This window comes from Ralstonia sp. ASV6 (genome assembly GCF_016429285.1).
Lineage (GTDB): Bacteria > Pseudomonadota > Gammaproteobacteria > Burkholderiales > Burkholderiaceae > Ralstonia > Ralstonia flaminis.
The window spans coordinates 41,371-50,949 of record NZ_JAELUI010000021.1; the positions used below are offsets into that span (position 1 = coordinate 41,371).

Annotated in this window: 9 protein-coding genes; 3 read left to right on the top strand and 6 right to left on the bottom strand. The window is 64.6% G+C overall.

Features of this window, described 5'->3' with window-relative positions; genetic code table 11:
* Positions 1 to 48 precede the first annotated feature (48 nt).
* Positions 49 to 1,479: a CoA transferase gene (locus JHD73_RS06025; RefSeq protein WP_199028780.1), complete on the bottom strand. Its 1,431-nt coding sequence runs from the start codon at positions 1,477 to 1,479 to the stop codon at positions 49 to 51.
* A 104-nt stretch (positions 1,480 to 1,583) separates the two neighbouring features.
* Here JHD73_RS06025 and JHD73_RS06030 point away from each other — a divergent pair, with 104 nt between their 5' ends.
* The gene (locus JHD73_RS06030; protein ID WP_199028800.1) at positions 1,584 to 2,816 is read left to right on the top strand and encodes a citrate synthase family protein; all 1,233 of its coding nucleotides are present in this window, start codon (positions 1,584 to 1,586) and stop codon (positions 2,814 to 2,816) included.
* Positions 2,817 to 2,825: 9 nt separating this feature from the next.
* Here the strand turns inward: JHD73_RS06030 and minE are convergent, their stop codons facing one another.
* Genes minE through minC form a run of 3 tightly spaced genes read right to left on the bottom strand, consistent with a single transcriptional unit; the run spans position 2,826 to position 4,745 of the window.
* The gene (gene minE, locus JHD73_RS06035) at positions 2,826 to 3,080 is read right to left on the bottom strand and encodes a cell division topological specificity factor MinE (protein WP_004628536.1); all 255 of its coding nucleotides are present in this window, start codon (positions 3,078 to 3,080) and stop codon (positions 2,826 to 2,828) included.
* A gap of 14 nt (positions 3,081 to 3,094) precedes the next feature.
* Positions 3,095 to 3,913 (bottom strand): septum site-determining protein MinD, encoded by an 819-nt coding sequence (gene minD / locus JHD73_RS06040; RefSeq protein ID WP_021197109.1) that lies wholly within the window; start codon positions 3,911 to 3,913, stop codon positions 3,095 to 3,097.
* A gap of 46 nt (positions 3,914 to 3,959) precedes the next feature.
* Positions 3,960 to 4,745 carry a septum site-determining protein MinC gene (minC, locus tag JHD73_RS06045; protein ID WP_199028782.1) on the bottom strand — a complete coding sequence of 262 codons (786 nt, stop codon included), beginning with the start codon at positions 4,743 to 4,745 and terminating at the stop codon, positions 3,960 to 3,962.
* A gap of 349 nt (positions 4,746 to 5,094) precedes the next feature.
* Here minC and JHD73_RS06050 point away from each other — a divergent pair, with 349 nt between their 5' ends.
* On the top strand, positions 5,095 to 7,173 hold the full coding sequence (locus tag JHD73_RS06050) for a bifunctional 2',3'-cyclic-nucleotide 2'-phosphodiesterase/3'-nucleotidase (RefSeq protein ID WP_199028784.1): 2,079 nt from the start codon (positions 5,095 to 5,097) through the stop codon (positions 7,171 to 7,173).
* A 23-nt stretch (positions 7,174 to 7,196) separates the two neighbouring features.
* Positions 7,197 to 8,039 carry a tetratricopeptide repeat protein gene (locus JHD73_RS06055; RefSeq protein ID WP_199028786.1) on the top strand — a complete coding sequence of 281 codons (843 nt, stop codon included), beginning with the start codon at positions 7,197 to 7,199 and terminating at the stop codon, positions 8,037 to 8,039.
* A gap of 18 nt (positions 8,040 to 8,057) precedes the next feature.
* On the opposite strand, the gene JHD73_RS06060 is transcribed toward JHD73_RS06055, so the two are convergent.
* Both JHD73_RS06060 and JHD73_RS06065 read right to left on the bottom strand, forming a co-directional pair.
* Positions 8,058 to 9,035, bottom strand: coding sequence for a 2-dehydropantoate 2-reductase (locus JHD73_RS06060; RefSeq protein WP_199028788.1), 978 nt, complete (start codon positions 9,033 to 9,035; stop codon positions 8,058 to 8,060).
* 15 nt (positions 9,036 to 9,050) lie between these two features.
* A partial coding sequence (locus JHD73_RS06065; RefSeq protein ID WP_199028790.1) for a class II aldolase/adducin family protein occupies positions 9,051 to 9,579 on the bottom strand: 529 nt, incomplete at its 5' end.

A 9,579-nucleotide genomic window follows, 5' to 3' on the forward strand; every position in this document is an offset into this window, starting at 1 on the left:
TGAAGGCTCAGGCGCACGGGCGGCAGAAACAGGGATAAGGCGCGAATGCTACCACCGCGCGGGGTGTGTCCCCAGCGGCACGGCAGGCAGCGCCCAGTGCGGCGGCGTGTCGGAAAGCTGCCCAGCGTGACGCATGGCCGTGAGCGTGCCGAAGCCGGACGGCGTGGTCTCCAGATAGGCGCCGACGTCTTCATAGTGCGGGTCCGCCACGTCAAAGCCATTCGCCACGCGACCGAGGCTGCGCAACCAGTGCCCCGTCTGCGCGAGCGACACGCGCACGTGCCAGCTGCCGCCTTCGGTCATGCGGCGTGCGAGTGCCGTCATGGCACCCGCGGCCATCAGGTAGCCCGCACCGTGGTCCAGCGCCTGGGCGGGCAGCGGGTACGGCTTGTCCTGCCCGGCCGCTTCCGCTTCGGCCCAGTTGAAGCCGCTGGCGGTCTGCACCAATGAATCGAAACCACGGCGATTCGCCCACGGCCCTTCATAGCCGTACGCACACAGGCTCACATAGACGATGCCGGGGCGTGCCGCGGCCGCTTGCTCCGGACTGAAGCCGAGCGCAGCCACGCCGCCTGGCCGATAGCCTTGTACGAAGATGTCGGCATCACGCAGCAAGGTGCGTAATTGCGCGGCATCGGCAGCATCGCGCAAGTCCAGTTGCGCGGAGCGCTTGCCGCGCCCGGTGTCGACCACCAGCGAAGGAATCGCAGGCAGGTGCGGCGCAGTAATGAGCAAGACGTCCGCCCCATGTGCCGCCAACGTACGGCCGCTCACCGGGCCGGCAATCACGCGTGTGACATCCAGCACGCGCACGCCAGACAACGGCCGCCCATCGGCGTGCGCGGCCAGCGGTTCAGGCGGGGCATCGCCGATCCGTTCGATGGTCATCAGCGGCTGGCCGGCCAAGGCCATGCCTTGCGGGTGGTGATCCCACTCGTCAAACGTGCGTGCGGCAGCAACCACCATGCCGGCCCGTGCGGCGGCGTCCTCAAACGCTTCGGCCTTCCACTGGCGCAGCGCTGCCGCCACGGCATCGCGGTCATACGCGCAGCCGAGCAGCTTGAGCACGCCATCACGGTGATGCGGAAAGTTGGTATGCAAGCGTACCCAGCGACCATCGCCGCAGCGGTAGATGCCGGCGATCTTGTCCCACGGTTCGGGCGGCAGTTGGCCGTCGACGCGGAAGTAGCGCTCGGAGCGGAATTCCAGCGCGGCGTGGCGCATGTCCACCGACACCGTCTGCTTGCGCCCGGTGCGCAGGGTATCAACCTGCGCGGCCGCCAACGCCGAGGCGGCGATAACGCTCTGCGCCAGCGTGTTCACCGAGAAGGATGAGGGCAGCGCAGCGGCGCCCGTCAACGTCACGCGCGACAGCGCATCGGCAGGCTGGCCGAGCGTGTCCCACAGTTGGGCGAGGGCTTCAGTCGAGGTGAGGGTCTGCATGGAAGGATCAACCGCATCAGCAACAAGTGACGACATGACAAGACTCCGCAGAAAGAGGGTGCACGCATTACAGTCCTGCGGTGGCAATAGCGTCAACATTGACTAGACTGATCAACCTCGATCGCCCGACCACGCTTGCGATGACCCAGTACCTCGATGCTGCTGAAGCTGCGCAACGCCTGAACATCTCGCGCCCAACACTGTACGCCTACGTGAGCCGCGGGCTGCTGGCGGCCTACCCATCGCCCGACGGACGCGGCAGCCGTTATCGCGAAGCCGATGTGACCCGCCTCGCTGATCAGCGTGCAGGTGGCCGCCGCCCACGCCAGGTGGTGCGCCACGCGCTGGACTGGGGGCTGCCGGTGATGGAATCGGCCATCACGCTCATCGACAACGGGCGGCTGTTCTATCGCGGCACGCCTGCATTGGAGCTGGCGGAACACGCTTCGCTGGAAGCCGTTGCCGCGCGGCTCTGGCAATGCGATGAGGCTGCGGCCTTCAGTGCACCGGCGCCGGTGCTGCCCGAGAGCTGGTACGCCGCGCTGGCCTCCTTGGCAGATGCAGACATCCGTCAGCGCTGCATGGCGTTGTGCGCGCTTGCCCTGCCGGCGTTGGACGAAGCCGCGTGGCGTCAGGACATCGTACGCACTGCGCGTGATGCCGGTGCACTGCTGCGCCTGGTGTTTGCCGCCATGCTGGGCCGCGCGCCCGATGCTGCGCCCGTGCATTTGCAATGCCAGCACGCGTGGGGCTTGGATGCACAGGCCGCGGAGGCCATTCGTGTCACGCTGGTGCTGTGTGCCGACCACGAACTCAACGCATCGAGCTTTGCCGCACGTGTGGTGGCATCAACGGGGGCGAGTCTTGGTGCCGTGGTCAGCGCTGGGTTGGCTGCACTCACCGGTGGCCGGCACGGCGGCACCACGGCGCGTGTGGAAGCGCTGCTAAGCGAGCTGGAAGGCGAACGGTCCGTGGCAACGGCACTGCGCCGCCGGCTCGATCGTGGGGATACGTTGCCCGGCTTCGGTCATCCGCTGTACCGCGAAGCCGATCCGCGTGCGAATGCCATCCTGGCGCGTTTGCCGAAGACGGGTGCGGTACGCAAGCGGCTGCAATCGGTCATGGACGCCGTGAGCGACCTGACCGGCGATGGGCCATCGGTGGATTTCGCGCTGGTCGCCACACGACGCGTGCTGGGGCTGGCGGAGGGTTCCGCCTTTGGCCTGTTTGCGGCAGGGCGCACAGCCGGCTGGATCGCGCACGCGCTGGAGCAGCGTGCAGCAGGGCAGTTGATCCGCCCACGCGCAGCCTATGTAGGGCCGATGCCGGCCGCGCCGGAAGCACCGGCTGGCCGCATCATTCGCGTGCGTTGAGACGTTCGATCAGGCCTGCGGAATCTCGATCTTCACCTCCAGCACTTCCAGGTTGTCCTGGCGCTCGAGGTTGACCTTGATGTCGTCGTTGCCGATCTTCACGTACTTCGAAATCACGGCCACCAGCTCGCGCTGCAGCGCGGGCAGGTAGTCGGCAGGCGCGCCGCTGGCGGTGCGTTCATGGGCGAGGATGATCTGCAGGCGTTCCTTGGCGACGCTTGCAGTCTTCTTCTTTTCTCCCAGCAGGAAAGACAGAATCGACATGGGGTTGCGTCTCCTTATTTTCCGCCGCCGAACAGGCGTTGCAGGAAGCCCGGCTTGTTGTATTCGACGTAGCGCAGCTCCTTCTCCTTGCCCAGGAAGCGGTCGATCACGTCGTGGTACGCGTTGGCCACGTCGGTGCCTTCCAGGTGGATGGCGGGCAGGCCCTGGTTGGACGCCTGCAGCACGGCTTCCGATTCCGGAATCACGCCGATCAGCTTGATGCGCAGGATTTCCTGGATGTCGGAGAGCGACAGCATCTCGCCTTCGGACACGCGCTTGGGGTTGTAGCGCGTGAGCAGCAGGTGTTCCTTGATCGGCTCCTTGCTTTGCTCGGCACGGCGCGACTTGGACGACAGGATGCCCAGGATGCGGTCCGAATCGCGCACGGATGAGACTTCCGGGTTCGTCACGACGATGGCTTCATCGGCAAAGTACATCGCCATCAGCGCGCCCGATTCGATACCGGCGGGCGAGTCGCAGACGATGTATTCGAAGCCCATTTCCTTCAGGCCTTCGATCACCTTCTCGACACCGTCACGCGTGAGCGCATCCTTGTCGCGCGTCTGCGAGGCGGGCAGGATGAACAGGTTCTCGCACTTCTTGTCCTTGATGAGGGCCTGGTTCAGGTTGGCCTCACCGTGGATCACGTTGATCAAGTCATACACCACGCGACGCTCGCAACCCATGATGAGGTCGAGGTTGCGCAGGCCGACGTCGAAGTCGATGACGGCGGTCTTGTGGCCGCGCAGCGCGAGGCCCGCGGAAAACGCCGCGCTGGTGGTCGTCTTGCCGACGCCGCCCTTGCCGGAAGTGACAACGATGATCTTGGTCATGGCTCGTAACTCTAAAAGTTAAATCGCTCGGCACGCATGCAGCGTGTCATTTCATCCGCAACGGTTCAAAAACCAGCGTGTTGTCCGTGAGCCGGACCTGCGCAGGCTTGCTGGCGTAGGGCTCTGGCCACGGGGTTTCGCCGGTGCGGTAGATCCCGGCGATGGAAATCAGTTGGGGCTCCAGGCACGTGCAGAAGATACGCGCATCCAGGTTGCCCTTGACGCCTGCAAGCGCGCGGCCGCGCAGCGAGGCATAGACGTAGATGTTGCCCTCGGCGATCACCTCGGCGCCGTCGCTCACCAGGTCGAGCACGACCAGGTCGCCGCGCGCGTAGATGCGCTGGCCCGAACGCAGGGGGCGGTCGATGATCATGGTGCCGGGCTGCATGGCCACGGCATCGACGGGGGGAGCGGAAGAGGCGGGGACCGCCGCCTCAGGCGACGGCGCTTCTGCGGCCTGAGCATGCTCGGACGCATCCTGACCGTCCTTTGCTTCTTTCTCGCCGCGTGGGCGACGGCCGTGGCTGTCGAGCAGCGGCAAACCAAACGCCTGTGCCCACTCGGCCTGCTCGGGGCTGGCCACCACACCGATCGCGCGGGCACGCAGCGTGGTGAGGGTCTCCACCAGACGGTCGATGGGCAGGCGCTCGTCCTCAGCCAGGCGGCGCACGTCGATGGCGATCACGTCATTGGAGAAGAACTCCGGCGTGTCGGCAAAGCGTCGCGTGAGCTCGGCGGCCAGGGCGTCCATGTCGGCGGTGCGCGGCGACAACAGCAGGGCATCGACGGTGCCGCTGCGGATCTCGAACAGCGGCGCTTTCTTCTGGGACATAGAACGGCTACGCGGAAAAATGGGCTCATTCTAACGTTGTTGACGAAACGCCTTGAATTTTTTGACCCCGCCGATCCCCCATCCGGCGGAGACCCTCAGCCGGTGCGCATCTTCGCTCGTAAGGTTCACGCAGAAATGTCACCGGCCGGTCACGGCTTCGTCACGCACCCTTCCGATACTCGCTGGCTTCGAGAGCCCGACCAGCCCCCCGGCCCAGTCATCTGTTCTCTCGCTTGCGTTTCGTTTGCCACGCAAACGATCGCGTACGCGCCTCTAGCTGTTCCTCAAGCAGTTCGTAGTCTGCTGTTCGCAGTTCGCATACCAAAAAAGAACCTTCAGGGAGAAGTTCATGCGAGTCCGACCGTTGTACTCGGCGGCGTTGCCGCTTGCTGCATTGTTGTCGCTGTCATTGGCTGCCTGCGGTGGCGGTGACGATAACCCCACCAACACCGCCGGCAATGGTGGCAACACCACGCCGGCAGCCGCCGCACCCACCGGCACCAAGGCCACGCTGGCCGTGCTGGAAACCACCGACCTGCACACCAACGTGCTGTCGTACGACTACTTCAAGCTGGCCGCTGACAGCTCGCTCGGTTTCGAGCGCGTGTCGACGCTCATCAGCCAGGCGCGTACCCAGTTCCCGAACACACTGCTGCTGGACAACGGCGACACCATCCAGGGCACCGCGTTGTCGGACTACCAGGCCATGGTGAGCCCCGTCACCTGCAACCAGACGCTGGCGATCTACAAGGTGATGAACGCGGCCAAGTACGACGGCGGCGGCATCGGCAACCACGAGTTCAACTACGGCTTGCCGTACCTGTCGCAAGTCACGGGCAATACGTTCAACGTGACCGGCATGCCGGACCCGTCTGCGCAGACCAAATGCGCGGGCCCGAACTTCCCGCAAGTGCTGGCCAACGTGATGAGCGCGAAGACCAACGCGCCGCTGTTCCAGCCGTACACGATCATCACCAAGACGGTGACAGCCACGGCGCCGGACGGCAGCACCGTCAGCGCTCCGGTCAAGGTCGGCATCATCAGCTTCACGCCACCGACCATCACGGCTTGGGACAAGCGCTGGCTCGATGGCAAGGTCTACACCGTCGGCATCAAAGAAACGGCGGCCAAGTACATCCCCGAGATGCGCGCGAAGGGCGCCGACCTGGTGGTTGCCATCTCGCATGGCGGGCTGGACAACTCGGCCTATTCGCCGACGATGGAAAACGGTAGCTGGTGGCTGTCCACCGTGCCGGGCATCGACGCGATGCTGATCGGCCACTCGCACCAGCTCTTCCCGGATGCCAACAGCACAGTCAGCCAGTTCAACTTGCCGGGCGTCGACAAGGCCAAGGGCACCGTGAACGGCGTGCCGACCGTGATGGCCAACTACTGGGGCAAGCACCTGGGTGTGATCAAGCTTGGCCTTTCGTATAACGGCACAAACTGGGTCGTCGACAAGACGCAAACCACGGTGGAAGCGCGCTCGATCCAGAACGCCGACAAGACCTACGTGGCTGCCGACCCGGCCGTCTCCGCCGCGATCGCCACCGAACACCAGGCAACGATCAACTACGTGAAGACGCCGGTGGGCAGCACGGACTTCCACATGAGCACGTTCTTTGCCGATGTGGGTGACCCGGGCGCAATCGAGATCGTCAACCAGGCACAGGCGGACTACGTGTCGAACTATGTCCAGGCCAACCTGCCGCAGTATGCGACGCTGCCGGTGCTGTCGGTCAGCGCGCCGTTCAAGAGCGGCTTTGGCGGCGGTACGGATTTCACCGACGTGGCAGCCGGCCCGCTGGCGATCAACAACGCAGCCGACCTGTACCTGTATCCGAACACGATCTACGCCGTGAAGGTCGCGGGCTCCGACATCAAGAACTGGCTGGAAACCGCCGCCAAGCGCTTCAACACCATCGACCCGACCAAGGCGACGGTGCAGAAGCTGGTGAGCACGTTCCCGGGCTACAACTTCGACATGTTCACCGACCCGAACCTGACGTATGAGATCGACGTCACGCAAGCCGTGGGCAGCCGCATCAAGAACCTGCAGTACAAGGGGGTGGCGATCGATCCGAACGCACAGTTCATCGTGGCCACCAACAACTACCGTGCGAGCGGCGGCGGCAACTTCCCAGGCCTGGATGGCAGCAAGACGATCTACGCCTCGCCGGATGCCAACCGCGATGTGCTGATCAGCTACATCAAGAAGATCGGCAGCGTGAAGCGCGCAACCAATGGCTCGCAACGCAGCTGGCGCTTCACGAAGCTGGCAACGTCGGTGGCACAGGTGCAGTTCTCGTCCGCCCCTGGCCGCATTGCCGACGCCACGGCAGCCGGCATCAACAACGTTACGCAAGTGGCGGCTGATGACGGCACCAACAAGGGCCTGGCGGTGTACCAGATCGATCTGACACAGTAAGCCGTCATCAACAGGAATAGGCCATGCCTTCTCTTCGTTCCGCATGGGCCGAGTGGCCCCATACGCCCGCCGCCGAGTTGTCGCGCCAGTCAAAGCGCCAGTCGGTGCCGATGCTGACGGTGGGTGCCGCGCTGGCCATCATCGTGGCCATTGGTGGCTGGCTGTCGCACACACGACAGGCACCCACCGTCGATGCCACGCAACTGGAATCGTGGCGCGCGATGGTCGTGCAGGCGATGGAGCCCGAAGCACTGCGTCAGTTGCGGCAGTTGGCGCGCAGTGGTTCGGTGCCGGCGCAATCGGCGCTGGGTGATGCATTGCTCAGCGCGCACGATGGCGCATTGCGTAACGAAGGGATGCGCTGGCTGGAAACCGCCGCGCAACCGACCAGCGGTGTTCCCGGCGATGTGTATGCGCAGCTCTCGCTGGGCAAGGCATTGCTGCTGGGCACAGGTGGTGTGGCACGCGACTACCCGCGCGCGCTGCATCTGCTGCGCCAGGCTGCAGACAAGGGCGATGCCGCTGCCGCTTACTACCTCGGTGTGATGTATCGCAGCGGCTACGGCACGGGCATCGACACGGTGCAGGCAGCGCATTGGTTCGACCGCGCCGCGCAGCACGGCATTCCTGCCGCGATGTTCATGCTGGCCAATGCCTACCGTGATGGGGATGGCGTACCGCACGATGAAGCCCGCGCGCTGGCGCTGTATCAAGACGCCGCCGAGCATGAATTGCCCGAGGCCGTGCAAGCCTTGGCGATGGCGTATCAAAACGGCGAACTTGGCCTCAAGCGCGATGACGCCGCGTATCACCAGCAGTGGATCGAAACGGCGCACGCGCTCAAGCACCCAGCGCTGGCACCGTAACGAAGCTGTTCAGTTGCCTCAGTAAAGCCCGCGGGTCTGGGCGTGCAAGCGCACCAGACCCAGCAGGGCATCGATCTGCGGCGTCGGCACACCCACGTGCTGACCGATCTCGCGCACCGACGCCACCAGTGCGTCAATCTCCAGCGGGCCGCGTCCGGCTTCCGCATCCTGCAGCATCGACGTCTTGAACGCACCCAGTTGACGTGTCACTGCGCTGCGCTCTTCGCCGCTTTGTGCGATCGGGCAGCCGATGCGCGCACCAATTGCCTTCGCTTCCTCCATCACCGCCAGGCAAAAGGCCGAGACCAGCGGATCATCGAGCATGCGATCGCACGTGGCACCGGTCAGTACCGACACCGGGTTCATCGTCATGTTGCCCCACAGCTTGAACCAGATGTCGCGCTGGATGGCTTCGCTGCGCTCGATCTGCAGGCTGGCGCGTTCGAACAGCGTGCCGATCGTTTCCAGCCGCGAAGACGACCCACCCTTGGGCTCACCCAGAATCAATCGCTTGCCGAACCCGTGACGCACCTCGCCCGGTGCCGACGTTGAACACGTCAGATGCACGACGCAGCCGAGCACGTTCTTCGTCGGAATCGCTTCAGCAATCCGGCCGTGCGGATCGACCGACTGCAAGCGCTGGCCCTCCAGCGGACCGGGCCGATCAAAGAACCACCACGGTACGCCGTTCATAGCCACCACCACGCAGGTGTCCGGACCGATGAGGGGTGTGATGGTTCGCGCGACGCTTTCCATGGCAGGCGCCTTGACGGCAACGATCACGACATCCTGTACGCCGAGTGCAGTCGCATCGTTGTTCGCATGAACACGGACGGTGTGTGTGCTGCCGTCTTCCGTCAATCGCAGGCCTTCGGTTTGCAACGCATGCAGCGTCGCACCGCGTGCCAGCACGCTGATGGATTCGCCGGCCAGCGCGAGCTTCGCGCCCAGATACCCGCCGACAGCGCCGGCGCCCACGATGCAGATGCGTGTCATGTGCTTGGAAAAGAATCAGGAACGGTAGGAAGGATCGATACGGTCGATGGTGCGGGTCAGCGCCGCAAACACATCTTCGCCGGCACCGAAGTTCGGATTGAACTGCAAGGAGTCGCGCGTGCAATTGCGCGCAATGGCCTCGGGAATCTCCAGCACTGGGCCCATCGACGTCGACGCGAGCTGGATCTCGCACGCTCGGTTGAGCAGCCACAGCACCGCAAATGCCCGCGCAATCGAATCGCCCCACGCGAGCAACCCGTGGTTGCGGAGGATGACTGCTGGCTTGTCGCCGATGTTCTGCACCAGGCGTGGGCCTTCACCTGCATGCACGGAGATGCCTTCGAAATCGTGATAGGCCACCTTGCCGTGCAACTGCGCGGCGTAGAAGTTGCTGATCGATAAGCCGTCACGCGCGCAGGCCACAGCCATACCGGCGGTGGTATGCGTGTGCATGACGCAATGCGCGCCCGGAATGCCGGCATGGATGGCCGCGTGCACCGTAAAGCCGGCCGGATTGACTGGCCAGTCCGGTTGGCCGGCCATG

Coding starts and splice junctions, on each gene's coding strand:
- JHD73_RS06025 (WP_199028780.1), bottom strand. CDS start 1,479: ATGTCGTCACTTGTTGCTGATGCGGTTGATCCTTCCATGCAGACCCTC.
- JHD73_RS06030 (WP_199028800.1), top strand. CDS start 1,584: ATGACCCAGTACCTCGATGCTGCTGAAGCTGCGCAACGCCTGAACATC.
- minE (WP_004628536.1), bottom strand. CDS start 3,080: ATGTCGATTCTGTCTTTCCTGCTGGGAGAAAAGAAGAAGACTGCAAGC.
- minD (WP_021197109.1), bottom strand. CDS start 3,913: ATGACCAAGATCATCGTTGTCACTTCCGGCAAGGGCGGCGTCGGCAAG.
- minC (WP_199028782.1), bottom strand. CDS start 4,745: ATGTCCCAGAAGAAAGCGCCGCTGTTCGAGATCCGCAGCGGCACCGTC.
- JHD73_RS06050 (WP_199028784.1), top strand. CDS start 5,095: ATGCGAGTCCGACCGTTGTACTCGGCGGCGTTGCCGCTTGCTGCATTG.
- JHD73_RS06055 (WP_199028786.1), top strand. CDS start 7,197: ATGCCTTCTCTTCGTTCCGCATGGGCCGAGTGGCCCCATACGCCCGCC.
- JHD73_RS06060 (WP_199028788.1), bottom strand. CDS start 9,035: ATGACACGCATCTGCATCGTGGGCGCCGGCGCTGTCGGCGGGTATCTG.